This window comes from Histophilus somni 2336 (assembly GCF_000019405.1).
Classification (GTDB): Bacteria; Pseudomonadota; Gammaproteobacteria; order Enterobacterales; family Pasteurellaceae; genus Histophilus; species Histophilus somni.
The window spans coordinates 2,222,331-2,247,930 of sequence record NC_010519.1 but is presented as its reverse complement, the minus strand read 5'-3'; the positions used below and the strand labels follow the sequence as shown (position 1 = coordinate 2,247,930).

General features: G+C 39.2%; 30 protein-coding genes and 1 riboswitch. Of the genes, 4 read left to right on the top strand and 26 right to left on the bottom strand.

What is annotated here, in order from left to right; genetic code table 11:
• Positions 1–19: 19 nt before the first annotated feature.
• From HSM_RS10320 to HSM_RS10255, 14 genes are all read right to left on the bottom strand, one after another.
• A complete protein-coding gene (locus HSM_RS10320) occupies positions 20–940 on the bottom strand; it encodes an LpxL/LpxP family acyltransferase (protein ID WP_012341057.1) in 921 nt (306 codons plus the stop codon).
• Positions 937–1,665, bottom strand: coding sequence for a glycosyltransferase family 2 protein (locus tag HSM_RS10315; RefSeq protein WP_012341056.1), 729 nt, complete (start codon positions 1,663–1,665; stop codon positions 937–939). Before HSM_RS10315 ends, HSM_RS10320 begins: the two co-directional genes overlap by 4 nt.
• Entirely contained in the window at positions 1,662–2,942 is a 1,281-nt protein-coding gene (locus tag HSM_RS10310) for an AMP-binding protein (RefSeq protein WP_012341055.1), read from the bottom strand. Before HSM_RS10310 ends, HSM_RS10315 begins: the two co-directional genes overlap by 4 nt.
• Positions 2,935–3,486 carry a COG4648 family protein gene (locus HSM_RS10305; protein ID WP_012341053.1) on the bottom strand — a complete coding sequence of 184 codons (552 nt, stop codon included), beginning with the start codon at positions 3,484–3,486 and terminating at the stop codon, positions 2,935–2,937. Before HSM_RS10305 ends, HSM_RS10310 begins: the two co-directional genes overlap by 8 nt.
• Entirely contained in the window at positions 3,479–3,859 is a 381-nt protein-coding gene (locus tag HSM_RS10300) for an ApeI family dehydratase (protein ID WP_143432528.1), read from the bottom strand. Before HSM_RS10300 ends, HSM_RS10305 begins: the two co-directional genes overlap by 8 nt.
• A gap of 63 nt (positions 3,860–3,922) precedes the next feature.
• Complete coding sequence (locus HSM_RS10295; RefSeq protein WP_011608264.1) at positions 3,923–4,171, bottom strand: acyl carrier protein; 249 nt, start codon at positions 4,169–4,171, stop codon at positions 3,923–3,925.
• Between the two features lie 15 nt (positions 4,172–4,186).
• Entirely contained in the window at positions 4,187–4,444 is a 258-nt protein-coding gene (locus HSM_RS10290) for a phosphopantetheine-binding protein (protein WP_011608263.1), read from the bottom strand.
• 3 nt (positions 4,445–4,447) lie between these two features.
• Positions 4,448–5,209, bottom strand: a complete 762-nt coding sequence (locus HSM_RS10285; RefSeq protein WP_012341051.1) for a lysophospholipid acyltransferase family protein — start codon at positions 5,207–5,209, stop codon at positions 4,448–4,450.
• On the bottom strand, positions 5,185–5,937 hold the full coding sequence (locus tag HSM_RS10280) for a beta-ketoacyl synthase chain length factor (RefSeq protein WP_012341050.1): 753 nt from the start codon (positions 5,935–5,937) through the stop codon (positions 5,185–5,187). The genes HSM_RS10285 and HSM_RS10280 overlap by 25 nt, the downstream gene beginning before the upstream one ends.
• Before the next feature lie 167 nt (positions 5,938–6,104).
• Positions 6,105–7,352: a beta-ketoacyl-ACP synthase gene (locus HSM_RS10275; RefSeq protein ID WP_012341049.1), complete on the bottom strand. Its 1,248-nt coding sequence runs from the start codon at positions 7,350–7,352 to the stop codon at positions 6,105–6,107.
• A gap of 63 nt (positions 7,353–7,415) precedes the next feature.
• Positions 7,416–8,144: a 3-oxoacyl-ACP reductase FabG gene (gene fabG, locus HSM_RS10270; RefSeq protein WP_012341048.1), complete on the bottom strand. Its 729-nt coding sequence runs from the start codon at positions 8,142–8,144 to the stop codon at positions 7,416–7,418.
• Positions 8,144–8,596, bottom strand: a complete 453-nt coding sequence (locus HSM_RS10265; protein ID WP_012341047.1) for an ApeP family dehydratase — start codon at positions 8,594–8,596, stop codon at positions 8,144–8,146. Before HSM_RS10265 ends, fabG begins: the two co-directional genes overlap by 1 nt.
• Position 8,597: 1 nt before the next feature.
• Positions 8,598–9,815 carry a beta-ketoacyl-ACP synthase gene (locus tag HSM_RS10260; RefSeq protein ID WP_012341046.1) on the bottom strand — a complete coding sequence of 406 codons (1,218 nt, stop codon included), beginning with the start codon at positions 9,813–9,815 and terminating at the stop codon, positions 8,598–8,600.
• Positions 9,816–9,841: 26 nt separating this feature from the next.
• Complete coding sequence (locus HSM_RS10255) at positions 9,842–10,309, bottom strand: hypothetical protein (protein ID WP_012341044.1); 468 nt, start codon at positions 10,307–10,309, stop codon at positions 9,842–9,844.
• Positions 10,310–10,573: 264 nt separating this feature from the next.
• Here HSM_RS10255 and HSM_RS10250 point away from each other — a divergent pair, with 264 nt between their 5' ends.
• Complete coding sequence (locus HSM_RS10250) at positions 10,574–12,874, top strand: TonB-dependent hemoglobin/transferrin/lactoferrin family receptor (protein ID WP_052292877.1); 2,301 nt, start codon at positions 10,574–10,576, stop codon at positions 12,872–12,874.
• Positions 12,875–12,920: 46 nt separating this feature from the next.
• Here HSM_RS10250 and HSM_RS10245 read toward each other — a convergent pair whose 3' ends face one another.
• The 5 genes from HSM_RS10245 to ribB all read right to left on the bottom strand — a co-directional run bounded on the left by HSM_RS10245 (position 12,921) and on the right by ribB (position 18,425).
• Positions 12,921–13,277, bottom strand: coding sequence for a diacylglycerol kinase (locus HSM_RS10245; protein WP_011608251.1), 357 nt, complete (start codon positions 13,275–13,277; stop codon positions 12,921–12,923).
• A gap of 30 nt (positions 13,278–13,307) precedes the next feature.
• Entirely contained in the window at positions 13,308–15,545 is a 2,238-nt protein-coding gene (relA, locus tag HSM_RS10240; RefSeq protein WP_011608250.1) for a GTP diphosphokinase, read from the bottom strand.
• Positions 15,546–15,556: 11 nt separating this feature from the next.
• On the bottom strand, positions 15,557–16,876 hold the full coding sequence (gene rlmD, locus HSM_RS10235) for a 23S rRNA (uracil(1939)-C(5))-methyltransferase RlmD (protein WP_012341042.1): 1,320 nt from the start codon (positions 16,874–16,876) through the stop codon (positions 15,557–15,559).
• 20 nt (positions 16,877–16,896) lie between these two features.
• On the bottom strand, positions 16,897–17,610 hold the full coding sequence (recO, locus tag HSM_RS10230) for a DNA repair protein RecO (RefSeq protein WP_041603920.1): 714 nt from the start codon (positions 17,608–17,610) through the stop codon (positions 16,897–16,899).
• A 170-nt stretch (positions 17,611–17,780) separates the two neighbouring features.
• The gene (gene ribB / locus HSM_RS10225; protein ID WP_012341040.1) at positions 17,781–18,425 is read right to left on the bottom strand and encodes a 3,4-dihydroxy-2-butanone-4-phosphate synthase; all 645 of its coding nucleotides are present in this window, start codon (positions 18,423–18,425) and stop codon (positions 17,781–17,783) included.
• A gap of 108 nt (positions 18,426–18,533) precedes the next feature.
• Positions 18,534–18,678: riboswitch (FMN riboswitch) on the bottom strand.
• Between the two features lie 94 nt (positions 18,679–18,772).
• Between ribB and ubiK the strand changes: the two genes are divergently transcribed.
• The 3 genes from ubiK to HSM_RS10210 all read left to right on the top strand — a co-directional run bounded on the left by ubiK (position 18,773) and on the right by HSM_RS10210 (position 21,054).
• Positions 18,773–19,012, top strand: a complete 240-nt coding sequence (gene ubiK / locus HSM_RS10220; RefSeq protein ID WP_012341039.1) for a ubiquinone biosynthesis accessory factor UbiK — start codon at positions 18,773–18,775, stop codon at positions 19,010–19,012.
• A gap of 73 nt (positions 19,013–19,085) precedes the next feature.
• The gene (gene nadR / locus HSM_RS10215) at positions 19,086–20,363 is read left to right on the top strand and encodes a multifunctional transcriptional regulator/nicotinamide-nucleotide adenylyltransferase/ribosylnicotinamide kinase NadR (protein ID WP_012341038.1); all 1,278 of its coding nucleotides are present in this window, start codon (positions 19,086–19,088) and stop codon (positions 20,361–20,363) included.
• Positions 20,364–20,367: 4 nt separating this feature from the next.
• Positions 20,368–21,054 (top strand): metallophosphoesterase family protein, encoded by a 687-nt coding sequence (locus HSM_RS10210; RefSeq protein WP_012341037.1) that lies wholly within the window; start codon positions 20,368–20,370, stop codon positions 21,052–21,054.
• Positions 21,055–21,123: 69 nt separating this feature from the next.
• Here HSM_RS10210 and rplQ read toward each other — a convergent pair whose 3' ends face one another.
• The 7 genes from rplQ to secY form a co-directional block, all read right to left on the bottom strand.
• Positions 21,124–21,510 (bottom strand): 50S ribosomal protein L17, encoded by a 387-nt coding sequence (gene rplQ / locus HSM_RS10205; protein ID WP_011608240.1) that lies wholly within the window; start codon positions 21,508–21,510, stop codon positions 21,124–21,126.
• Between the two features lie 41 nt (positions 21,511–21,551).
• Entirely contained in the window at positions 21,552–22,541 is a 990-nt protein-coding gene (locus HSM_RS10200) for a DNA-directed RNA polymerase subunit alpha (protein ID WP_011608239.1), read from the bottom strand.
• Positions 22,542–22,573: 32 nt separating this feature from the next.
• Positions 22,574–23,194: a 30S ribosomal protein S4 gene (rpsD, locus tag HSM_RS10195; RefSeq protein ID WP_012341035.1), complete on the bottom strand. Its 621-nt coding sequence runs from the start codon at positions 23,192–23,194 to the stop codon at positions 22,574–22,576.
• Positions 23,195–23,223: 29 nt separating this feature from the next.
• Entirely contained in the window at positions 23,224–23,613 is a 390-nt protein-coding gene (rpsK, locus tag HSM_RS10190) for a 30S ribosomal protein S11 (protein ID WP_005701868.1), read from the bottom strand.
• A 15-nt stretch (positions 23,614–23,628) separates the two neighbouring features.
• Entirely contained in the window at positions 23,629–23,985 is a 357-nt protein-coding gene (gene rpsM / locus HSM_RS10185) for a 30S ribosomal protein S13 (RefSeq protein ID WP_012341034.1), read from the bottom strand.
• Positions 23,986–24,128: 143 nt separating this feature from the next.
• Positions 24,129–24,242, bottom strand: a complete 114-nt coding sequence (gene rpmJ / locus HSM_RS10180; RefSeq protein WP_005625868.1) for a 50S ribosomal protein L36 — start codon at positions 24,240–24,242, stop codon at positions 24,129–24,131.
• 27 nt (positions 24,243–24,269) lie between these two features.
• Positions 24,270–25,595 (bottom strand): preprotein translocase subunit SecY, encoded by a 1,326-nt coding sequence (gene secY, locus HSM_RS10175; RefSeq protein ID WP_012341033.1) that lies wholly within the window; start codon positions 25,593–25,595, stop codon positions 24,270–24,272.
• Positions 25,596–25,600: the final 5 nt, after the last annotated feature.

The following is a 25,600-nucleotide window of genomic DNA, read 5'->3' as shown; positions in this document are numbered from 1 at the left end:
TCTCCTTGAGAAAAGTAAGTTAATCTTTGCGATGCCAAAAATCATAGAAATTAAACCACAAAAATGGTGATTTTGCACATTCTTTTGCCAGTAAATCCGCATATTTTTGCATGACATTTCTTATATTCTGTTCACGCACTTTTCCTCGACCTTGAATACTTTCACTAAAACGGCGAAGCTGCAAACGGTAACGCCCCTGTTCTTTGATGCAAAAGATGGTATTAAGCGGCACTTTCAATAAACTTGCCAGCAGCCAAGCACCTTGAGGAAACTCGGCTGGAGAACCCAAAAAATTGACCGGCTCCGTTTTATCGCCACGTACGGGAATGCGGTCGGCGGCAATCGCAATCCATTCGCCACGATCAATTTTTTCAGCAAGTTCCAGCATTTTTTGTACATTGAGGTCTTCCACTTGAATCAGCGGTAATTCATCAGCACCTGCATCACCCAATGTTTTATTAAATGCTGCAGCATGTCGATTATGTACCAGTACATTCAGTTTAAAATTTTCGTGCTGTCCGCTACCGAACAAAGCCCGACAGATCTCAATATTGCCAAAATGAGAGCAAACCAAAATTTGTCCTCGACCATTGCCGCTGATATCTGCATAAAGATTATCCGCATCATCAACGATAAGATGTTCATAACGAATTTTTTTTTGCCATACGGCGAAACGATCAGTAATGGCTTCGCCAAAAGCGAGAAATTGTCTAAATACCGCATATTTAGGTAACTTAGTTTCAGGAAAAAGAGCGGTCAGTTTTTGCTGATATTCTGCAATGTAGCACCGTTTTTGCCGAGAAGTGAGATAAAAATATAACACCACCCAAAAATTCACTGCTCGAATTATGGGCAATGGCAAATACTTCACAATTAAACGAGTTAAGGTTAGAAAAAAGGCAGTACCACGCTCTTGTTGTTTTGCCCAATGTTTATTCATCGAATTTTTCCTGTAAAGAGTCGTTTGAGCATACGGAAGAAAAGGCGTGCGTGCATTTTGCTGAGCAGCCAGTTATCCGCCCAACCACGAAAATGAGAGATGCCATCTTTTTCATATTTTACTGGGGTATCAACCCAAATAAGCGGAATTTTCTGCCAATAACTATGGATTAAAATTTCTGTGTCAAAATCCATACCACCACCAATTTGCTCTTGTGCAAGAATGGGCATAATTTGAGTAATAGGATAAATTCGAAAACCACACATCCCGTCTTTAATATCAAAGGATAACGTATTGATTGCATTCCAAAAATCGGTAATTTTTCGCCCATATAAGCGAGATTTTGGAGCATCTTTGCCATAAATCGGTTTACCACATACTATTGCATTCGGCGATTTTTCCGCTTGTTCGAGCATTTTCTTGACATCAATTATATTATGCTGCCCATCTGCATCTACTTGAATAGCGTGGCTAAATCCAAGTTTTTGTGTCTGTTTTAAGCCTGCTTTAAAAGCAGCACCTTTACCACCGTTGATTTCACAAAATAAAATGGAAAGCTGTTCATTTTGTGGAAATTGCTCAATCACTGCTTTATGTTCAAGACTTGAGCCATCATCAACGATCAATACAGGTAGCCCTAATTGATTAAGCTGTTCAGCGACGCTACCTACCGTTGCAGAATGGTTATAATGGGGAATGATCGCAATGGGATTAAACGCTGTCATGCAAATACCTCATACTCAAGTGCGGTACAAATTTTTTCAAAATCTAAACGGCTGATTTTCGATTGGTTATTGCGAGGTAATTTGTCCGTAAATCGCCAATACCGAGGCAAAGCAAATTTTTCTTGGGTCAGGCGTAAATGTTGGCGAAATTGTGAAATAACTGCCTGACGTCCTTGTTGTTTAAAATAGGCAATGCCTTCTTTATTTAAAGCAACCCAAGCTAGTGGTCGCTGATGTAGGCAATGTAGTGCAATGTAGCAATCTTGTACAAAACAATGCTTGAGCAAATCTTGTTCTATTTTCACCAATGACAAACGCTTATCACCCAATTTGATAATGCGGTCAATTCTTCCCAGTAATTCAAACCCATGCTCACTAAATTGCACCGCATCTGCCGTTTGCTCTCGTCCGACAATCCATGCATTTTCAACCCACAACGCCTCTTCATCATTTAATCCCAACCGAGTGTTCGGCATCGCTTGCCAAAGCCCGCCGGTTTGCTGACGAAAAGCAATCGCACCGGTTTCGGTACTACCGTAAATTTCAATAACGGGGCAAGGCAATTCCTCTCGCAAAGCAAGTGCGGTTTGTTCGGGTAACGCCCCGCCGGATGAAATGATACCTGCAATCTGCACATGCTGGTCCAAACTTGCCAAGTTGAGATGGCTCAATAAGGCAGGGCTACTAATCCAAAGCGTGCGATAATGACGACTTTCTGCCAGTAAATATTCAGGGTAATGTAACTGCTCACCACCTAATTTCCAGCCCATTTGTAAAGGCAAAAATATACGGAAAGTCAAGCCGTAAAGATGTTGCAAACTGACGCTACCAATGACTGAAATTTGTTCATTGGCGTTAAATGGTAGGACAGAGGCTAAGGCTTTAGCTTCAGCCCACATTTGACGAGCAGTTTTATGAATAATTTTCGCTTGCCCACTACTACCTGAAGTTTTTAGCCAAATTTCGCTTTCACTCTGCTTATCCAAGAGCGGTTGAATTTTTTGAATTTTTTGCGAACACCCAAATTGCTCAACCATTTTTTTATCAAAGAGTAATGCTGAATGTTGTTCCAACCATTCAAGGTTTTCATTGAGTAAATTCGGCGGTAACAACACATTGACTTTTGCATTCAAACAAGCCAATAACACGCAGGCAAATTGATCTGCATTATCTAACCATAACCCTACCGATTTTACCTGATCTTCCTCAAGCTGTTGGCGTATTTGCTGACAACGCAAAGCAAAATCCGCATACCCTTGATTATGTTGCTTATCCATTTTTGATTACCTTTTGTCGAACCAACCGCTCAATGCACATCAATAACCCCATTAGTACATAGGAAACTCCGCCTGAGTACCATGCCCACCAGTGATATTGTCCAGCGAGGATAAGTGCGGTGCAAATGGTAATATTTAGCACAAAAAATCCACTCCAGACTAGGGTAACTTTTCGGGTGTAACTAACGGCTTGAGGAGAAAGGTTGGAATCTTGTAGGCGAGCGAAACGCTCAATAAGCGATTGTGAGCTAAATAAGCTACCACCAAATAAAATAAGCATTGCCGTACTGATGATGACAGGATACCAATACATTGTTTCCAGACTACGAGTAAGCCAAACGATGCCAAGCAATATCGCCATTAGGATTGCCAAAAACCGATGAAAACTGACCGCTTTTATCGCTTTGACTGCCCATAATAACGCCATTATTACAACTAAATACGAAAGCCCTTGGTGTTTTTCATCAAAAAACCACGCCAGCGGATAACCAATGCCGGTAAGCAGTAACCCCAAGTTAATCAATAAATTGAATAATTTAACCATTTTTGAAAATCACGAAACCACTGGCACACATTTCGCCCTCAGTTTTGAGCTGAAAACCTATTCGATTTTTGTTTTCTTCCCATTTTAATGTGAGCTCAAATTCATCGTTTGGGCGAAGAAATTTTTGGAATTTCAAATTATCAATGCGATTCATCTGCATTTCTTTGCCAAAGTAAGCATCTATTTTCTCTTTCACCCATTGCAACTCAACCACGCCCGGCACAAGAGGAAAATTAGCAAAATGCCCTTTGAAATAGCACAGATCCGGCGGCACTTTCGCTCGGAAAATTTGGACATTTTCCTCTTGTGTTTCACTTAACCAAATAGGATTCTGCACAGGCTCACTTTGCATGCGTCGCTGTTCTATACTCACCAAACTATCCCCCCCCTCAAGGTCTTGACCCCAAAGGCTGTTTTATCAACCTCAACAACTTGACTATGCGTTTTCGCTGATTTTTTGAACCGCAGCAATAACATCACTTACGGTACGCACATTGCGGAAATCTTCCGCCTTTAATTTATAACCGGTTTGGCGTTTGATATAGTCAATTAAATCAATCGCATCAATGCTGTCAATTTCTAAATCTTGGTATAAATTTGTTTCAGGCTTAATTTTGTCCGCATCAATTTCAAATAATGAAACTAAGGCTTCCGTCAACACCTTTTGAATTTCCTGTTCTGTCATTTCACTTCCTTTCCTCTACTGTTTCTGACTTTGAATAAAACTTGCTAAAGTCGCCACACTTTCAAAATGATTACGCAAGTTTTGTTGTTCGCTATCCAATTGTAAACCAAACGTTTTTTGGACTGCCAATCCCAGCTCTAACGCATCCACCGAATCCAGTCCCAACCCCTCATCACCAAATAATGGTGCATCAGTGTCAATATCCTCAACACCAATATCCTCAAGTGCAAGGCTGTCAATAATTAATTGTTTAAGTTGTAATTCAAGTTCCATTATTTAGTCCTTTGTTTGTGAGTTAAAATAATCTTCCAAGTATTGATTTAAACGGCGAGAGGCAATAGGCAAGGGCTTTTCCGCCGACCACTTTTGCGGATCGATATCTTCGCCCACTGTTAATTCATACGCAATCTTAGTTTTAGGAATTTTATACCAAGGTTGTCCTTTTTTAAAATTTAACGGGGTCATTTTAATCACCACCGGCGTGATCACTTTTGCACTACGCAACCCAATAGAAACCGCACCGCGATGTAATTTCACCACACCATCCCAACCTGTACGAGTCCCTTCCGGAAAAAGTAATAAGGATTGTTCTTGTAAAATCCGATGGCTCATTTCCAATAATTCTTCCGATTCTGTATTCGGCACAAAACCACAGGCTTTTATCGGGCTGCTCATAGCAGGATTTTTTAACAAATCTTGTTTCACAATGCAGTTAAACTCCGGCACTTGACTAAAAATCAGCACCACATCAAGCAAAGAGGGGTGATTAGCTAAAACTAACTGTCCTTTACGCCCCAATCGCTCAAAACCATGGTAACGAACCTCTAAAATACCCGCCCAAATAAGATAACGCACAAAAAATGCCCAAGTACGACTGACAATTTTACGTCCTTTTAATTGCGTAGCTAAATCTGCCTTGGGATATTGCTTTGCATAAGGATAAAGGATAATTTTAAACAGCACGCCGACGAAACCGAACAATATAAAACCAAATAACGTACCGAGAAAACGCCTTAGCCAATCAAGTTTTTCTTCCATAACCAAGTTCCTCCACGACTACTTTGGGTTTGCCATTGGGATGCCTCCAAATATTGCTGTTGTACCCAAGTCAGTGCACTATCAAAAAATACCGCACTTTCAACAGCTTGCGATTGCAAACTAAGCTGATAAGTCGAGCCTTTTTCCACCACCATCGCCAACGCATAAGACAAAGGCAAACGCTCCACGGGTTGAGCATTGTATTTCACTGATAACGGTGTTTCCGAAAGCACGACCAAGACCTTTTCTTGTCCATCATTTAAGAGTAGAAAAGCCTCTAATAAGGCAATTTCCAAGCTATCTTTTAAGGCGGTAATAGCCGTCGTTTCATTTTTAACCTGACGCATTTCAGACCATTGTCCAACAAGGGCATTATGCACCGAAAGACTAAATGAAGTAGGAGACACATCTCCTTCAGTTAAGAGAGAATGCCACAAGGCAAAGCTACGATTGATTTCTCCATTCAGCGAAGCATACACCACCGGCAAATTATTCTCTTGTTCGGTTAACGGCCATGCCGCCTCAAAAAATAAACGTGCACTTTCACTTAAACGCCGACGTTTTAACGGCGGTAAAAAAGCCAGTTTAGGTGCAACAGTTTCACGTTTAGCAACACTTTCCAGCCAATACTGCTCGCCTTGTTGCCAATCCTCTCCGGAAAGCTCTTTATTACAGACAATATTCCACGCATGAAGATTAAATGAAAAATTACAGATTTGTTGCGTCATTGTTTAATACTCTTTTGAACAAAGTCATTATCGATATTACACCCATCATTTATCATCTTTGCCATACGCTTTTTCTCTATCCACAACTTTACAAAACGCCGCTAATTTTAGCTAATTCCATAGCAATTTCTATAATGTACACCCCGAAATGTAGCGACTTATTACCACTATTCATCCGTCCAGCGTTTAAAAATAAGAGAAGTATTCACCCCACCGAATGCGAAATTATTGTTCATGACATAATCCGTGTGAATTTCTCGTCCATCATGTTGAATATAATCCACCTTACCACAACGCTCATCTACATTGTCAAGATTAATCGTTGGTGCAAACCAGCCATCTCGCATCATTTCAATGGAAAACCAAGATTCCAATGCACCGCAAGCTCCCAACGTATGACCAAGATAACTTTTTTGAGAACTCATGGGAACATACCCAAATACCGCTTCAGTGGCTTGCGTTTCTGCAATATCGCCTTGTTCGGTAGCGGTACCATGCCCACTGACATAACCAATTTTACTCGGTTCAATCCCTGCATCTTTCAGGGCTAATTCCATACAACGCTGCATCGTATCTTTTTGCGGGCGGGTAACATGACTACCGTCACTATTTGCACCATAACCGACCACTTCGGCAATAATATTCGCTCCACGAGCTAATGCATGCTCAAGCTCTTCCAACACAAACATACAACCGCCCTCGCCAATCACTAATCCGTCACGTGCTTTATCGTATGGACGTGGCGTATGGCTTGGATTGTCATTATTACGACTTGCCGCATAAAGGCTGTCGAAAACATAAACCTCTGACGGACAAAATTCTTCACCACCGCCAGCAAGCATCATAGGAATCAATCCGTATTTAATGGCTTCATAGGAATAGCCGATCGCTTGACTGCCTGATGAGCAAGCACTGGAAGTAGGGATAATCCTACCTGTTAAACCAAAGAAAATACCAATATTTGCCGCCGTAGTATGGGGCATCATACGTACATAAGTGTTGGCGTTGAAACCGTCTGACTTACCGGTCATCAAAAGTTCTGCCGCATCTTTAATATCATTAGTAGAACCGGTAGAAGAACCGCAAGCCACACCCATTCTACCGTCTTTCAAATATTCCAAAATAATACCGTCTTTGTCCAATAAAGAAGCGTTAGCCAAGGCTCGCTCACTGGCATCAACTACGAGCTGAGAAACACGCCCTAAACTGCGTAATTGCTTACGGTTCCAATGTTTCGGAGGATAGTAATCCTCAATAACCGCACCTAAACGAGCATCCAATTCGGGAAAACGTTCAACCCAATCATTCATAGATTTGACGGCATTTTGTTTACGTTGAAAAGCTGTTTTTATCTTCTGCCAATCATTCCCAAAAGCAGTGATACCGCCAATTCCTGTGACTACCACCCGTTTCACTTCGTATCCTTTTTGCTGTTAATGTTCAATTGTGAATAAAAATATTGAAATCCTTACCGCTCTTTAACAAAGCCCGCCATTCACTGCAATCACTTGACGGGTAATATAAGCGGCTTTTTCATCCATTAAAAATTGCACGGCATGAGCGACTTCTTCAGGATCGCCCATGCGTCCGGCAGGGATCATTTTTAAAATCTCAGCTATCGGGACATTTTCGTCCAGAATATCCGTGTCAATTAACCCCGGAGCCACACAATTTACCGTGATTTTGCGTTTTGCCAGTTCGATAGCCAACGCCTTGACCGCACCGATAATACCCGCTTTAGACGCACTGTAATTCACCTGTCCACGGTTACCAATCAAGCCTGAAACAGACGTAATACACACAATTCGCCCCGCTTGACGACGACGGATCATCGGCATCATAATCGGGTGCAACACATTATAGAAACCATCTAAATTGGTGCGTAACACGCTATCCCAATCATCATCGGTCAATGCCGGAAAAGCATTATCACGGGTTAGCCCTGCATTAAGTACTATGCCGTAATACGCACCATTTTCTTCTACATCCGCCTCTAAAATTGACCGCACTTTTTCACGATCAGCCACATCAAATTGGAGTACTCTTGCATTTTGCCCTAAAGCTCTCACCTCTTGTGCCACATTCTCCGCCTCATCTACACGAGAACGACAATGCACCACAATATCATACCCCTGTGCGGCAAGGTTTAAAGCAATCGCTTTGCCGATACCGCGACTTGAGCCGGTAATCAGAACTGTCTTTGCCATTATTGTTGTTCCTCCTTAGGACTAAACACATTCAATGCCCCTTCCAAAATCACATGATTATCGGCTAAATCAATAAGCTGACAATCAAATACACCAAACCCCGCAGCATCTTGAATGGACATGTTTATTTTAATCTGAAGACGGCTACCGATCGCAATCTCATCTTGGTAAATATGTAATTTACGCGTGCCGAGTAAATACCCTAAACGCACCGGCTCATTGGCTTGAACAGCCATACATCCTGCCCAAGCAGCCACACCTTGAGCCATAATTTCAATACCGGAAAATGCACTGAGTTTACCTTCTCGAATAAGAATATTATCGCTTTTAATCCTTGCCTCAGCGATCAAAAAATCTTCGCCAAAATCCGTAATAAGATCAAGCAACACCATATCGTTACTATGCGGCAGCAAGGGAGCCACTTGCGTAATCGGACAATGCAAATTAACCATGCTACTCCCCCAACACCAAAACCGAATTATTCCCGCCAAAGGCAAAAGAACTGCTTACACCAATACGTCTATCCATTTTCCAATAACTATCCCGATCTGTAATCGCAAGTGCGGGCAGATTTTCATCTTTTTCTTGATCCCACAATTGTGCGGGAAGTTTACCCGTTGGATTATAATCTCGACTGATCATACCCCACAAAATCGCCGCTTCAATAGCACCTGCCGCACCCAGCGTATGTCCAGTATATACCTTAGTTGTGGTACAAGTGGTCTTATCTCCGAAGATCTTTTCAACCGCAAGGCTTTCCATGTGATCATTTTGAACCGTGCCAGTACCATGCAAATTAATCCAACCAACCTGTTCAGCCTTAACATTGGCGTTTTTTAAAGCATTCTCAAAAGCGGAAATTGCTCCCTCGCCTTCAGGATGCGGGGAAGACATATGATAAGCATCACTACTCGACCCATAGCCGAACAATTGTAGGCTTTCATCATTTAACTTTGTTTTCGTCATTAAAAAGACCGCCGCACCTTCACCAATATTTATCCCGTTGCGATAACGAGAAAACGGATTTGTACGCTGTGCAGAAAGCACGGATAAAGAATTGAACCCGCTCACCGTTAGCGGTGAAAGCGTATCTACACCACCACAAATTACCGCATCACACAAATTATTTTTCAATAACCGAGCCGCACTGATTAACGCTCTTGCACCCGAAGTACAGGCAGTAGAAATACCATAGACTAAACCGCTTAAACCATAAACTTCCGCCACAAAATCTGCTGGAGCGGAAAATGAAACTTGCTGAAAATTGAAAGGTGCTAACGACCAATCTTGTTGGCTTGCTCCACCTTTGAAAACAGGAATATTTTCATCTACACCCGTTGTTGAACTACCAATAACCACAGCGATACGTTGCTTGCCAAACTGCTGAACAGCTTGCTCAATTTGCGGTTCAATATCTGCCAATGCGTGCCACAATACCTGATTATTACGACTACGGTGTTGTACACTAAGCTTTTCCGGAAATGGGCGTAATGATAAATTTATCTCGCCGAAGACACCGATTTTACCGGCAATGTGATGCCGACTAAACACCTTATCGGAATGCACTAACGGGGAATGCTCCGCATTCAATAACATTTCTATATGCGTTTTCAGCCCTTCGCCCATAGCACTGATTATCGCAGGTTTTGATAAATATAAGGTTTCCGTCATTTTATTTTCTGATAATTAGTACAATTTTAATTCAGTCTCAAAGGTTCGACAAACCAAACAGACTTATCCCCCAACTCAATATTAACGCCGTGTTTTTGCGGAGAAAATCGCCATATTAACCGATGGTTTTGTGCATATTCATTTTCCGAGATCTGCTGGACATCGAAAATCATAGTCGACATAAAATACGTCGCAATCGCAGAAAAAAGCTGTTTTGCCTGCTTATTCGGCATAACGAAACCGTCGTTTTGCCACCCCGCTTTACTCAAAACAAGACGAGCAATAGGTGCACCGAGCGGATCTGTTTGCACCCAACGCCATTGATGAGGTTGAACTTCAATCGCCAGCAAACTTTTTTCCGATTGAGGAAATTGTTGTGTAATCACAAAAAGTCTGCTGTCTGTTTTTACTTGCGGCAGTTCAAGCACTTTTAACGAAGATGCACAAGCCGTTAGCAACATCGGGATGACAAGTAAAATTAATTTTTTTAACATATCCTATCGCATTAATATTTAACAACTCTTTTATATCTATATGAATCAAGGCATACTTATTTTGCTCATATAATACAAAAACTCTTGGTAAAAATGCTAGTGAAAAATACATTTCACAAGCAACGTTTTGTTTAGCAACAATATAGTTTATTCAAATAACTTACTCTTTCCATAAAAATGATTAAAAAACTTGACAGTTAGGGCATTTATAATTATAAGAACCATTCTCATTTCTATTATATTTTTTACAGGGAGATTTTCATTTTGAAATCTAAGTATTCTATTATTCTCAACCAATTGTTTCTTTCAAGTAGCTTGATGTTTCCTGCATTAAGTCTTGCCGATTCGAATCAAGAAAAAACAAAGCCAAATAAAGCGGAAGAATTGGGTGAAATATCCGTTGTGGCGAATGTTGAGCCTATTTTTTCCTCTACTCAATCTTCCGAACAATTGCGGAAAAATATGGTGTCTAATGAACGTGATTTATTTCGTCATGAAGTGGGGATTGGCGTGCCTGAAGGCGGTCGTTCTGGTAGTAACGGCTTTGCAATACGTGGTGTCGACAAAGATCGCGTTGCGGTGATTGTTGATGGTATACCGCAAGCCGAATCAACAATGTCCACTTCCGCACGTTCTTCGACTGGACTCCATAATGGTAATATCAATAATACGGAATATGAAAATATTAGCTCGGTAAAAGTACAGAAAGGGGCAAATTCTGTCATGAATGGTAGTGGTGCTTTAGGGGGTGCGGTTTCTTTTACCACCAAAGAGATTGAAGATTTTGTCGAACCTGACCGCACTTTCGGCTTCTTATCCAAAACCGGTTATACCTCAAAAAATAGAGAATGGCGTCAAGTGATAGGGGGGGGGTTCAAGACTGATCGCTTCTTCGGTTTTGCACAATTAACCAAACGTTGGGGGCATGAAACAATCAATAATGGCAAAGGTGCAGATACTACCACTTATAAACGTGGTAAACCCGATCCCCTCAGCTACCACACCACCTCATGGTTAACAAAAATCGGCTACGATATTAATAACACCCATCGCTTTACACTATTTTTAGAAGATCGTGCAGAAAAGAAATTTACCGAAGAAAAAACATTAGGGCTTAGTGATGAGAACCGATTTGCCACAGACAGAACACCATACCGCCGTTATGGTCTCGAATATCGATATAATGGCTTCTCTTGGTTAGAAACAGCAAAACTCTTTGTAGCAAAACAACAAATCAAACAACTTTCAGCTTTTCTCACTATTAGGAATAATCAATTATTTCGACTTTCTTCCCATCAGTACATTCAAAACCAAACTATTACTCGCGGGGAATTATCAACTTATCCATTAGCATTATGGCGAACCACACATCGTTTATCCGGCAAAGTGGAATTTCGTGATCAATTTTTGGAAAACAGCAACTCTATACGTTTCTCTACTAGTTCCTATTGGATAGGCAAAAGTCGCCCGAATTATACGGAAGTTAGTCCAGTAAAATCTCGTATTTTTTCCCTATCGTTGCTTGATGAAATCGCTTTAACTGATACATTGAAAGCCACTATTGGCGGGCGTTATGATCGCTACAATTACAACCCTCAACTCAAGGGGCAAGTCAATAATGCTATCATCAACTTTCCTTCAAGAAAACTTTCTCGTCTTTCTTGGCAACTAGGATTGGAGTATCAAGTACACCCATCACATCAAATTGGCTACCGCCTGAGTACTGGTTTTAGAGTACCACGTGTTGAAGATTTATATTTTGTAAGTGACGGTAGTGGTACTACTAATAATTTTAAACCGAACCCATTGTTGCAACCGGAAACTGCACTGAACCACGAATTAAGTTATCGTTTCCAAAATCAATATGCCCACTTTAGCGTCGGGCTTTTCCGCACACGTTACCATAATTTTATTCAAGAACGTGATAATTTTAAACAAAATCCATACTACAATCCTAGTAGTTTTTGGGGTGGTTCGAAACAGTTTATTACGGAAACTCAGTTTGTTAATGAACCTAAAGCGGTAATTAAAGGGATAGAAGTTAGCGGTGCTGTTAATGGCTCGGCATTCGGACTGTCAGATGGGTTAACATTCCGCCTCAAAGGGAGTTATAGCAAAGGGCAAAATCATGACAACGAACCACTCAGATCTATTCAGCCTTGGACAGTGGTTGGGGGAATTGATTATGAAACGGAAAAATGGAGTATCAGTTTAACCGGTCGTTACAGTGCGGCTAAAAAAGCTAAAGATGCTATAGAGGTAAAATATGAACTTGGCGGTAACAAAAGTGGTGATGTTGCTAAAAATGTGAAACCGTGGCCCTATTTAAGTCCTTCCTACTTTGTAGTGGATTTAACGGGACAAGTTAACCTGAGTAAAAATGTTACATTGAATATGGGGATTTTTAACTTATTCAACCGTAATTATATAACTTGGGATAGTGTCTATAACTTATGGTTTAACAATGGTTATAACGCTCGTTCTGTAGGACTTAAAGGGGAAGGCATCAATCGTTTTACCGCACCAAAACGCAATTTTGCCGCTTCCGTGGAAGTTCGTTTCTAGTCTATTGACATCCGCCCCGCCTGAAGGCAGGGCGGATGTCAACACGCTAACAAAATAAAATCACTCCCCAAGTAAATAGTGCAAGGATTATGGCGACAAAAACTGCTGCTGAGCCTTGGTCTTTGGCTCGTCCGGATAACTCATGATATTCCGTTCCAATACGATCAACCACAACTTCAATTGCACTATTCAACAATTCGGTAACCAGCACCAATAATAAAGAACCAATCATAAGCACAAACTCAATTTTGCTTTGTGCAAAATGAAACGCTAAAGGAAATAAAATACAACAAACCACAAGCTCATGACGAAAAGCACTTTCATGTTGAATCGTGCTTTTCAACCCTTTTAAGGAATAGACTATTGATTTTATAAAATGCTCCAATCCGGTTGTTTTTTTCATTATCTTTACCTTTATCTTTGCCTAACTTATCTAAAGACGTTTTGCCTCAATTATGTCATCTAATTTCGCTAATCTTGCCAGAATTTTACTTAAAATTTGTACATTATTTAATTCAATTTCCATATTAATAGTCGCAAGTTGTTTTTTCGTATCTGCACGACTTGATACACCCAAAACACTAATTTTTTCATTAGCTAATACTGTTGTAATATCTCGCAATAAACCGTTTCGATCACTGGCGATAATACGAATACTGATACGGAAACCTGTGGCATAATTTTCGCCCCAAACTGACTCAACAACACGTTCAGGGTGTGTATTTTGCAACTCTATAAACTGTTCACAATCGCCACGGTGAATAGAAATCCCTCTTCCCATTGTGATATAGCCCATAATATCATCACCTGGAATAGGTTGGCAGCAACGGGCAATATGGTACATTAAGTTACCTACCCCCTCAACAATCACGTAACCTTTTTTCTCTGTTTTTTGTTTTTGACTCACATAATGAGCACCTTTATTGGCTACATAACGCAAAATTTCTTCATCTGTTTGTTGTGCACTCACCTTAATTAATTTATTTTGTAAAAAGTTAATAAGTTGATTTAGACGAATATCTCCACCACCAATACCGGCATACAAGTCTTCTAAGTTCTTCAGGTTATAGCGAGGCAATCCGTGTTGCTCTACCTGCTTTAAGGAAATACCTAAACGGGCAATTTCAACTTCAAGCAATTCTTTTCCGGCAGGAATATTTTTATCGCGATCTTGTTTTTTAAACCAGTTCTGAATTTTAGCACGTGCTTTCGCCGTGTGCGTAAAACCTAAGTTCGGATTTACCCAATCACGGCTTGGATTCGGGGTTTTCTGAGTAATAATCTCAATTTGATCACCCATTTGAAGCTGATAAGTAAAAGGTACAATACGCCCACCAACTTTCGCACCAATACAACGATGCCCAATTTCACTATGAATAGCATACGCAAAATCCAAGGGGGTAGATCCTGTTGGTAAATCCACAACTTCGCCTTTTGGCGTGAAGACATAAACACGATCATCAAAAACTTGACTACGCATTTCCGCCATTACTTCACCGGAATCTGTAATATCATCTTGCCAAGCTAATAATTTGCGTAACCATGCAATTTTTTCTTCATAACCGGAACGTCCGCCACTTACACCCTCTTTATATTTCCAATGTGCAGCAACACCTAATTCTGCATCATCATGCATTTGTTGAGTACGAATTTGCACTTCAATAGGCTTTCCACCTTTGCCCAACACGACAGTATGAATAGATTGATAACCGTTCGGTTTCGGGTTAGCAACATAATCATCAAACTCTTTAGGCAAATGTTTGAAATGAGTATGTACAATGCCCAAAGCGGAATAACAGTCTTGCAATTTTTGTACAATAATTCTGACCGCTCTTACATCATATAAATCACTAAATTCCAAGTGTTTTTTCTGCATTTTACGCCAAATACTGTAAATATGTTTTGGTCGTCCATACACTTCTACTTGATCCAAATTCTCATTCAGATAACCACGTAACTCCTGCACAAAATCCGCGATATATTGTTCACGGTCCAAACGACGTTCTTTTAATAAGTTTGCAATCGCATGGTAAGTATCGGGGTGTAAAGTGCGGAAACAATAATCCTCTAATTCCCATTTCAATTGACCAATACCCAAACGGTTCGCAAGCGGTGCATAAATATTAGAACATTCTTTTGCAGCCAGTACTTTTTCTTCTTCAGAATACAAGCGGTCTACATCCCGTAAATAGCTAATACGTTCCGCAAGTTTAATGATGACACAACGAAAATCATCAACCATAGCTAATAACATACGACGAACATTATCCACCTGCAAACTGTTGGCTGAATGACTGGCATTAAGTTGGCGAATGTTATCCATTTCCACTACGCCTTTCACTAACTTGCTAATATTACTGCCAAAATCTTCTTTGATTTGCATAAGGGAAGTCATTTTATGGTTCACCAATGGATAAAGCATTGCAGTAATCAAACTTTCCGCATCCATATTCAAACTATGCAGAATTTCCACCATTTCCACACCAGCTTGCAAAGAACAAACAATTTTTTTCTCCGATTCACTTTGTACAATAAGACACTTTTGCTGTGCATAACGCCAAGCCTGTATTAATTTTTGTTCAACATTCTCAGGTAAAGATAAACTTTTACTCCATTGCTCAACCACAAAATCTTGCAAATTAAGTAAATGTGAACCACGCACTGCAACCATAACTTTACTTCCTATCTGTTCCTTTCAAATAAGCTAATACTTTCCAGATGACTTGTATGTGGGAACATATCAATCATTGCAACTTTTTTTAATTGATAACCAAACTTAAGCAAAAGCTCCACATCACGCACTAATGTCGCCGGATTACAAGACACATACACTATTTTTTCAGCCATTAAATAACACAATGCATTTAAAGCAAATGCGGCACCGCTTCTCGGTGGATCCAGTAAGATTTTGTCAAAAGGAACCTTTGCCCATTCTTGCTCAGTAAAAGATTGACTTAAATCGCACTGGTAGAATTGGACATTATGACAATGATTTCGTTCCCCATTACGACGGGCTTTTTCGACCATAGGTAAAACACCCTCAATTCCTACCGCACTTTTCACATATCGGCTAATCGGCAAGGTAAAATTTCCCATACCACAAAATAAATCCAACACATTATCCTTCTTCTTCAAATCCAACCAATCCAGTGCAGTATTGACCATGTTTTGGTTAAGTTGGCGATTAACCTGAATAAAATCACGAATATCAAAATGTAAAATAGAACCATCATCTAATTGGTAATAAGGCAAATCTCCTTGCAAATGACAAATCTCTTTTTCATCTTGTACAAATAACATCACTTGATGATTAAATGCAAAATCCAACAATAAAGTGCGGTCATGTTCAGCCAATTTTTCTGTTACTCTCAATAACATCGCTACGCCATTATCTGCGGCAACTAATTCAATATGTCCTAGTGTTTTCGGTTTAGAGCACGTACTCAACAACTCATGCAATTTAGGTAATAACTCATTTAACAAGGGATCAAGCACATCGCATTGACGAATATTCACGATTTGTTGTGAATTTTTTTGCCGAAAGCCTATCTTCAATTTTTTACTTTTAGCGTCCCAGTACAAACTTAAGCGTACTCTACGGCGATAATGCCATGCTTCGCCACTTATCATCGGCATAAATTCTATAGCCTCTTTTTGCAGTTTGGTTAAACGCTGAAATAACGCTTTTTGTTTCGTTTCACGTTGTAAATGTATAGGGATATGCTGAGATTGACAGCCGCCACAAATTTGATAATAAGCACATCTTGGAGTTTGTCGCAAAGGGCTGGCTTGTAAAATCTTTTGAACTCGACCCAGTCCATATTGACGTTTTTCTTCAATAACTTGAACCTGTACTTGCTCTTGTGGTAATGCGTTCTCAATAAACCACGTTTTTCCTTGAATTTTTGCTACACCTAATCCTTGATAATCCAAATCTTGAACAATGGTCGTAAAAGCTGCTCTCAATTTTTTTTGTTTCTTTGGCTGATAAAGTAAAACCATAAATTTATATCTAGTAAAACTTATTTTGTATGTAAAATATTCTGCGTAAATAATTCACGACTTTTTAAAGGTTTATTACCCAAATAATATTTTAAAGCAATACGGCTAAAACGTTTCGCCGCCTGCAAGACGGTCTTATCGACGAATTCTCTACGCTCAAAAGCTAATAATTCACGTCCATAAAAAGTCAGGTTATCCTTAATTAAAGAAGCAATAAAGCCTTTTTCTTCTCGATAGCGATAAGTCATCTTTTCATCAACTGGTTTCCCCGAACCAGCACAATGACAAAAATCCACGGCATAACCCAAAACCTCCAACAGTTGAAATTCAAAAGTGCGTAAACTTTTTTCGATTTCTTGCGGTGAGCTTGCCAATGCAGTTAAGCATTGCAAATAATATTGAAAAAGATCCGGATATGCGGTTTCCGGAGCCAATAGACGAGCAATTAATTCATTAACATAAAATCCACTATAAAGTGCGGTGGTTTGTAGCGGTAAAGTTAATGATATCGCCTCTGCTTTTATTAATATTTTTAATTCCCCACGACCAGACCAATTAAGTAACAAAGGTGTAAAGGGTTGCAGCAAAGATTTCCACGCCGATCGTTTTGCACGAGCCCCTTTCGCCAATACTGTTAAACGTCCGTGTTCTTCAGTGAATAACTCGACCAACAAACTGGTTTCACTATAATCCCGTCGATGTAAGACAAACCCACGTTTTAAGTTACTAATAATTTTATCCTTTAACCCATTTTAAATAGCACACAGTTTAACAGATTTTTCATCTTGCATAGTCTTCATTTTATTTTTATTTACAGAAACCCAAACTGTTGGGAACAGGGAAATTTCAATTTAATTACAGCATCAACAACGAAAAAAAATTGATGATGTTCTTACTTATCGAGCTAAACAACTTTGCTTGATGAATAACGGACAAGATCCTCAATTGTTACCACAGGGTAATTAAATTTTTTGCCAAATTCTACGATCTCCAGTGTTCTTGCCATGCTCCCATCATCATTGGTTATTTCACAAATTACCCCGGCAGGCTTATGACCTGCCCAAGAAGCTAGATCAACTGCGGCTTCAGTATGTCCCCGCCGTGCTAACACACCGCCCTTTTTAGCCCTTAATGGAAATACATGTCCCGGACGGCTAAGGTCTTGCGGCTTAGCATTATCAGCAATGGCGACTTGAATAGTCGTTACGCGATCTTGTGCAGATACGCCGGTAGATACACCTTGTGCCGCTTCAATACTCACAGTAAACGCTGTTTGATTAATACTTGTGTTATTTTGTACCATCGGTGGCAAATCGAGCTGTTGGCAAAGTTCATCAGTGATACATAAGCAAACAATTCCGCTCCCATAACGAATTAATTTTGCCATCTGTTCAACTGTGATTGTTTCAGCCGGAAAAATAAGATCACCCTCATTTTCCCGATCTTCGTCATCAAGGACAAGAACTCCGTTCCCTCTTTTGAAAGCTTCAATCGCACGTTTAACTCGTTCTTCAGATGTACCAAACTGAGATAATAATGACTGATTCATAGTAAACTCCTTTAAATAAATTAATAGATACCAGAATCAGGGCTGATGATAAAAGGATTTTTTCTATCAGATAAATAGAAAAACAACAACGATAAGTATAATACCTCGCTCTATTCTCTTTCATCCAGACTATCACTGTCGGCTTTGGATTTTCACCAAATCTGCTGACCTTACTAAGATAAGTAAGCGCTCGTGGGCTTATATCGAAATATTTACCACCGGTAGGGAGTTTCACCCTGCCCTGAGAATGCATGTATAGTATATCTTAACGTTTAATAAGAAAAAATGTTTTTATTTTGAATAAGATTGCATACAATGGGGCAATTTATATCAAAATGGAGCTTATTATGCTAAATCCTAAAAAAATAGAACAAATTATGCAACAAATTCAAGATTCTCTCCCTCAAGGTGTAAAAAACTTAGGGCAAGATGCCGAAATGAAACTAAAACAAGTCTTACAATCTCAATTATCTAAACTAGATATAGTGACAAGAGAAGAATTTGATGTGCAAACACAAGTTTTAATAAGAACTCGTGAAAAGCTGATTGAACTAGAGAAACGTTTAGAACAATTACAAGAAAAATAAAAAACTTACTAAGTGATTACCGCACTTTTTATGCTACTCATTAAATATTCCCGAAATAGAAAAGGAGAAAATAATGTCGAGTTTCAGCTATCTGCAACAAAAACGTAAGCAATTAAATCTGAAGGTTAATGAGCTTTGTACACAAGCCAATATCACTCGTGCTTATTTTAACCAATTAGTGAGTGGAAAAATTAAAAATCCAAGTGCCACAAAACTTTCAGCATTGCATAAAGCACTACAGATTACTGAACAAGATAACAAAAAAATAGGCGTTATTTTCGGCAAATTTTATCCCGTTCATACCGGTCATATTAATATGATTTATGAAGCATTTAGCAAAGTAGATGAGCTTCATGTGGTTGTATGTAGCGATACAGAACGAGATTTAAAACTATTTTATGACAGTAAAATGAAACGAATGCCAACTGTACAGGATCGCTTACGTTGGATGCAACAAATTTTTAAATATCAGAAAAATAAAATTGTTATTCATCATCTTATTGAAGATGGTCTACCAAGTTATCCCAATGGCTGGTCTGCATGGGCTGAACAAGTAAAACGTCTATTCAAGGAAAAAAACGTTAATCCTAGCGTGGTTTTTAGCAGTGAAATCCAAGATAAAGTACCTTATGAAAAATATTTAAATTTACAAGTCGAATTAGTTGATCCAAAACGCCGATTCCTTAATATTTCTGCAACAAAAATTCGTAACAATCCATTTCACTATTGGAAATTCATTCCTAAAGAAGTTCGCCCATTTTTTGCAAAAACAATTGCTATTTTAGGTGGAGAAAGTAGCGGTAAAACAACTCTTGTTAATAAGCTAGCTACAGTATTTAATACTACATCAGCTTGGGAATATGGACGTGAATTTGTTTTTGAAAAACTGGGAGGTAATGAACAAGCTATGCAATATTCTGATTATCCACAAATAGCATTAGGTCATCAGCGTTATATTGATTATGCCGTCAGGCATGCACACAAAGTTGCAATTGTAGATACAGACTTTATTACAACTCAGGCATTTTGTATTCAGTATGAAGGAAAAGCACACCCTTTCTTAGACTCCATGATCAAAGAATATCCTTTTGATGTGACCATTTTATTAAATAATAATACCCAATGGGTAGATGATGGCTTGCGTAGCTTAGGAAATGCTAAACAACGTCAACGCTTCCAACAACTCTTAAAAAAATTATTAGATAAGCATAGTGTACCTTATATTGAAATTGACTCACCCAGTTACTTGGAACGTTATAATCAAGTGAAAAATATTGTTGAGAAAGTACTCAACGAAGAAATTTTGGACTTAGCCGTGGAAACAATCACACCTTCAATTTTTAAGGAATAATATTATGATTTTATTTGCTGGTGATCCACATGGAAGTTATTCCCATCTTTACCCTTTTATTCAAGAACATGCAAATGTATCTCTTATTATTTTAGGTGATTTACAATTAACTACTTCTGATGAACTGGATAAACTGGCACAGTTTTGTGATCTTTGGTTTATCCATGGAAATCATGATAGCAAAACAGTTTCAGCATATGAGGCCTTATGGGGTACAAAATGGAAATCACGTAATTTACACGGTAAAGTTGTCGACATTCAAGGAATAAAAATTGCCGGATTAGGAGGCGTGTTTCGTGGACAAATTTGGATGCCACCAAATAAACCGCTCTTTTTTGATCATATCCACTATTGCCAATACGCTCCTCCGGAAAAAATTTGGCGAGGAGGTATTCCATTGCGTCATAGAACTTCAATCTTTCCTTCTGATATTGAAGCATTAGAAAAACAAAAAGCAGACATACTAATATGTCATGAGGCACCAAAACCTCATCCTTTAGGATTTTCTGTTATTAATAATTTAGCCACATCAATGCAAGTAAAGCATGTTTTTCACGGTCATCACCATGAGAGCTTTGACTACACAAAACGTCCAAATAAAAATCCTTTTAAAATTACCAATGTTGGATTCAGAAGTTTATGTAATATAAACGGAAATTTTTTATTGATAGGAATTGATGATAGGGAATAGAATAGAAAATAAATATGATTACTACAAAAAGCCCACATTTTACTGTGGGCTTTTTAAATGAGTTATAAATTACTCTGTTTTAGCTTCTTCAGCTAAGGCTGGACGATCAACTAACTCAATGTACGCCATTGGAGCATTATCACCAGCACGGAAACCACATTTCAAAATACGAGTATAACCACCCGCACGTTGTGCAAAACGTGGACCTAATTCATTAAATAATTTCGCAACTGTCTCGATGTTGCGTGTACGAGCAAAAGCTAAACGGCGGTTTGCAACACTATCTACTTTCGCTAATGTAATTAACGGTTCAACTACACGACGTAATTCTTTTGCTTTAGGCAAGGTAGTTTTGATAATTTCGTGACTAACCAATGCACTAGCTAAATTACGGAATAGTGCCTGACGATGGCTACTATTACGATTTAGTTGACGTCCACTCTTACGATGACGCATGACCTTATCCTTCTCAGAAAAATCTTTAACCTATGTCCAAACTAGTCTTCAGCAATACTTGCTGGTGGCCAATTTTCGAGGCGCATACCAAGTGATAGACCGCGTGAAACAAGCACATCTTTAATCTCTGTAAGAGATTTTTTACCTAAATTAGGTGTTTTCAGTAACTCAACTTCAGTACGCTGTACCAAATCACCGATATAATGAATTGTTTCTGCTTTCAAACAGTTAGCAGAACGAACTGTCAACTCTAAGTCATCAACAGGACGCAATAAAATCGGATCAAACTCCGGTTTTTCTTCCTTAACTTCTGGTTGACGAACATCTCGCAAATCAACAAAGGCATCTAGTTGCTCTGCTAAAATCGTTGCAGCACGACGGATCGCTTCCTCTGGCTCGATTGTGCCATTTGTTTCCAGTTCAATAACCAACTTATCTAAGTCAGTTCGTTGTTCAACACGTGCTGCTTGTACATTATAAGCAATACGATCAACTGGACTATAACAAGCATCAACTAACAAACGACCAATCGGACGTTCTTCATCTAAAGAATGAACTCTAGATGATGCCGGCACATACCCTCTACCACGTTGTACACGAATACGCATATTAATAGACGCATTTTCGTCTGTTAAGTGACAGATAACATGATCAGGATTTACGATTTCAACATCACCATCATGAGTAATGTCAGCTGCAACAACAGGGCCAATTCCAGATTTGCTTAGTGTCAGAAAAACATTATCCTTATTCTGTACTTTAACCGCTAGACCTTTTAAGTTCAGAAGTACCTCAATAATATCCTCCTGAACACCTTCCTTACTACTATATTCATGCAATACGCCATCTATTTCCACCTCGGTAACTGCATAGCCCGGCATAGAAGATAGAAGAATTCGACGCAATGCATTACCTAGAGTATGACCAAAGCCACGCTCTAACGGTTCTAAGATCACTTTAGCATGAGTAGAACTAATTTGCTCAATATCAACTAAACGTGGCTTTAAAAATTCTGTAACAGAACCCTGCATTTTATCCTCTCTTTGCTACAAAGCCTTAACTATTATTTAGAGTAAAGCTCTACGATCAGATGTTCGTTAATGTCTGCTGATAAATCAGAACGCTCAGGAACACGTTTGAACACACCTTCCATTTTAGCTGCTTCGACTTCCAACCAAGTTGGTTTTTCTCTCTGCTCTGCTAATTCTAATGATGCTTTAATACGTGCTTGCTTTTTAGATTTTTCACGAACAGCAACAACATCATTAACTGAAACTTGGAAAGATGGGATATTAACTACACGACCATTTACAACAATCGCTTTATGACTCACTAATTGACGAGCCTCAGCACGAGTTGCAGCAAAGCCCATGCGATAAACAACGTTATCCAATCGTCCTTCCAATAATACCAGTAAATTCTCCCCAGTATTACCTTTTAAGCGGTTTGCTTCTTTATAATAGTTACGGAATTGACGTTCTAAAATACCGTAAATACGGCGAACTTTTTGCTTTTCACGTAATTGACTACCATAATCTGACAAACGCGGTTTACGAGCACCATGCTGACCAGGTGCTGTATCAATTTTACATTTTGTATCAATAGCACGCACACCAGACTTAAGGAATAAGTCAGTGCCTTCACGGCGGCTTAGCTTGAGCTTAGGACCCAAATATCTTGCCATTTTCTTTCTCCAACTATCCTATGACGTCATTAAACACGACGTTTCTTCGGTGGACGACAACCGTTATGTGGAATCGGAGTCACATCTGTAATATTCGTGATACGAAATCCCGCTGCATTTAAAGCACGGATTGTTGATTCACGACCAGGACCCGGCCCCTTAACCATAACTTCCAAGTTCTTTAAACCGAATTCTTTTACAACTTCGGCACAACGTTCTGCCGCAACTTGTGCAGCAAACGGGGTAGATTTACGAGAACCACGGAAACCTGAACCACCTGCAGTTGCCCATGCTAGAGCATTCCCTTGACGGTCAGTAATTGTAACGATTGTATTATTGAAAGATGCGTGAATATGAGCAACGCCATCTACAACTTGTTTTTTTACACGTTTACGTGCACGAACTGGTGTTTTAGCCATTTAACCTTACCCCGACTATTTTTTGATCGGCTTACGTGGACCCTTACGGGTACGCGCATTAGTTTTAGTACGTTGACCACGTACTGGTAAACCACGACGATGACGTAAACCACGATAGCAACCTAAATCTAATAGGCGTTTAATGTTAAGTGTTACTTCACGACGTAAGTCACCTTCAACGGTAAATTTACCAACTTCGTCACGCAGTTTATCAATCTGCTCTTCAGACAATTCTCTGATCTTTACATCTTCAGCAATACCCGCAGCTGCACAAATTGCCTTAGCTCGAGTCTTACCGATACCGTAAATTGCAGTTAAAGCGATTACAGTATGTTTTTGATCAGGAATGTTAATGCCTGCAATACGGGCCACTATGCACTCCTATTATTTTATTGATTAAATTTGATATACTGATCTTGAAAAGCCCGTTTCAGGATACTCAAACAGCATATCAAGGACATAAATGAGCTGAGTATTATATATACCCAGCTGGTTCTTTGCAAGAAAAATATCAATTAACCTTGACGCTGTTTATGCTTAGGGTCGCTACATAATACACGAACAACACCTTCACGTTTAACAATTTTACAGTTACGACACATTTTCTTGACTGAAGCACGAACTTTCATTACTTATCCTTTTTACTATATGGACATTTATTGTCCAAAACCTTTAAGGTTTGCTTTTTTCAACGCAGATTCATATTTAGTTGACATTAAATGACTTTGAATCTGTACGATGAAATCCATAATTACAACTACAACAATCAACAAAGACGTTCCACCAAAATAAAACTGAACATTCCAAGCTGATGTCATAATATAAGGAACTAAACATACAAACGTAATATATAATCCACCAATTAATGTAAGGCGAGTCATAATTTTATCAATATAACGCGATGTTTGTTCACCTGGTCTAATTCCGGGTATAAATGCGCCAGACTTTTTCAAATTATCTGCTGTATCACGCGGATTATATTGCATTGCGGTATAAAAGAAACTAAAAAATATAATAGCCACAGCATAAACAATCAGATATAAAGGCTGTCCTGGATGTAATAATAGCGATAATTCAGTTAACCATTCCAAATTAGAACCTTGTCCAAACCAAGATGTTAACGTGGCAGGAAAAAGAATAATACTTGAAGCAAAAATTGCCGGAATAACTCCTGCCATATTTACTTTTAATGGTAGATGAGTTGAATGACCACCTACTATCTGACGACCTTGTTGACGTTTTGCATACTCGACTTTAATTCTTCTTTGTCCTCTTTCAAAGAAAACAACAAAATAAGTCACCGCAAAAACAATTACTGCGATCAATAAAAGAACTAATAGATGCATTTGCCCTTGACGAGCTTGCTCAATAGTTTGACCAATTGCTGAAGGCAACCCTGCAACAATACCTGCAAAAATAATTAAAGAAATGCCATTACCTATTCCACGCTCCGTAATTTGTTCACCTAACCACATTAGAAACATGGTTCCTGTTACAAGACTAATTACCGCTGTAAAATAGAAACCAAAGCCTAAATTAGGAACTAACCCAGGTAGCATATTAGGTAGACCAGTAGAAATACCGATTGCCTGAACAGTTGCTAATACGAGAGTAGAATAACGTGTATACTTACTAATTTTACGTCTTCCCGCTTCTCCCTCTTTCTTCAACTCTGCTAAAGCAGGATGAACCGTGGTCAATAATTGAATAATAATCGATGCTGAAATATAAGGCATGATACCTAATGCAAAAATTGACGCACGACTCAACGCACCACCAGAGAACATATTGAACATATCAATGATAGTGCCTTTTTGTTGTTCAAGTAATTGAGCCAGCACGGCCGCATCAATACCAGGAACCGGAATGAAGGAACCAATACGGAAAACAATCAGTGCACCTAGCACAAATAATAATCTGCTTTTTAGTTCACTAGTACCGCTTTGAGTACTTCTATTTTGATAACCTGGTTGCTTAGCCATTTGTT

Coding starts and splice junctions, on each gene's coding strand:
- rlmD (WP_012341042.1), bottom strand. CDS start 16,876: ATGGTTTTACTTTATCAGCCAAAGAAACAAAAAAAATTGAGAGCAGCT.
- secY (WP_012341033.1), bottom strand. CDS start 25,595: ATGGCTAAGCAACCAGGTTATCAAAATAGAAGTACTCAAAGCGGTACT.
- relA (WP_011608250.1), bottom strand. CDS start 15,545: ATGGTTGCAGTGCGTGGTTCACATTTACTTAATTTGCAAGATTTTGTG.
- fabG (WP_012341048.1), bottom strand. CDS start 8,144: ATGGCAAAGACAGTTCTGATTACCGGCTCAAGTCGCGGTATCGGCAAA.
- HSM_RS10245 (WP_011608251.1), bottom strand. CDS start 13,277: ATGAAAAAAACAACCGGATTGGAGCATTTTATAAAATCAATAGTCTAT.
- HSM_RS10280 (WP_012341050.1), bottom strand. CDS start 5,937: ATGACGCAACAAATCTGTAATTTTTCATTTAATCTTCATGCGTGGAAT.
- rpsD (WP_012341035.1), bottom strand. CDS start 23,194: ATGGCAAGATATTTGGGTCCTAAGCTCAAGCTAAGCCGCCGTGAAGGC.
- nadR (WP_012341038.1), top strand. CDS start 19,086: ATGTCGAGTTTCAGCTATCTGCAACAAAAACGTAAGCAATTAAATCTG.
- HSM_RS10200 (WP_011608239.1), bottom strand. CDS start 22,541: ATGCAGGGTTCTGTTACAGAATTTTTAAAGCCACGTTTAGTTGATATT.
- HSM_RS10305 (WP_012341053.1), bottom strand. CDS start 3,486: ATGGTTAAATTATTCAATTTATTGATTAACTTGGGGTTACTGCTTACC.
- HSM_RS10310 (WP_012341055.1), bottom strand. CDS start 2,942: ATGGATAAGCAACATAATCAAGGGTATGCGGATTTTGCTTTGCGTTGT.
- HSM_RS10320 (WP_012341057.1), bottom strand. CDS start 940: ATGAATAAACATTGGGCAAAACAACAAGAGCGTGGTACTGCCTTTTTT.
- HSM_RS10290 (WP_011608263.1), bottom strand. CDS start 4,444: ATGGAACTTGAATTACAACTTAAACAATTAATTATTGACAGCCTTGCA.
- HSM_RS10260 (WP_012341046.1), bottom strand. CDS start 9,815: ATGACGGAAACCTTATATTTATCAAAACCTGCGATAATCAGTGCTATG.
- HSM_RS10295 (WP_011608264.1), bottom strand. CDS start 4,171: ATGACAGAACAGGAAATTCAAAAGGTGTTGACGGAAGCCTTAGTTTCA.
- HSM_RS10315 (WP_012341056.1), bottom strand. CDS start 1,665: ATGACAGCGTTTAATCCCATTGCGATCATTCCCCATTATAACCATTCT.
- HSM_RS10255 (WP_012341044.1), bottom strand. CDS start 10,309: ATGTTAAAAAAATTAATTTTACTTGTCATCCCGATGTTGCTAACGGCT.
- HSM_RS10285 (WP_012341051.1), bottom strand. CDS start 5,209: ATGGAAGAAAAACTTGATTGGCTAAGGCGTTTTCTCGGTACGTTATTT.
- ribB (WP_012341040.1), bottom strand. CDS start 18,425: ATGAATCAGTCATTATTATCTCAGTTTGGTACATCTGAAGAACGAGTT.
- ubiK (WP_012341039.1), top strand. CDS start 18,773: ATGCTAAATCCTAAAAAAATAGAACAAATTATGCAACAAATTCAAGAT.
- rplQ (WP_011608240.1), bottom strand. CDS start 21,510: ATGCGTCATCGTAAGAGTGGACGTCAACTAAATCGTAATAGTAGCCAT.
- rpmJ (WP_005625868.1), bottom strand. CDS start 24,242: ATGAAAGTTCGTGCTTCAGTCAAGAAAATGTGTCGTAACTGTAAAATT.
- HSM_RS10265 (WP_012341047.1), bottom strand. CDS start 8,596: ATGGTTAATTTGCATTGTCCGATTACGCAAGTGGCTCCCTTGCTGCCG.
- rpsK (WP_005701868.1), bottom strand. CDS start 23,613: ATGGCTAAAACACCAGTTCGTGCACGTAAACGTGTAAAAAAACAAGTT.
- HSM_RS10210 (WP_012341037.1), top strand. CDS start 20,368: ATGATTTTATTTGCTGGTGATCCACATGGAAGTTATTCCCATCTTTAC.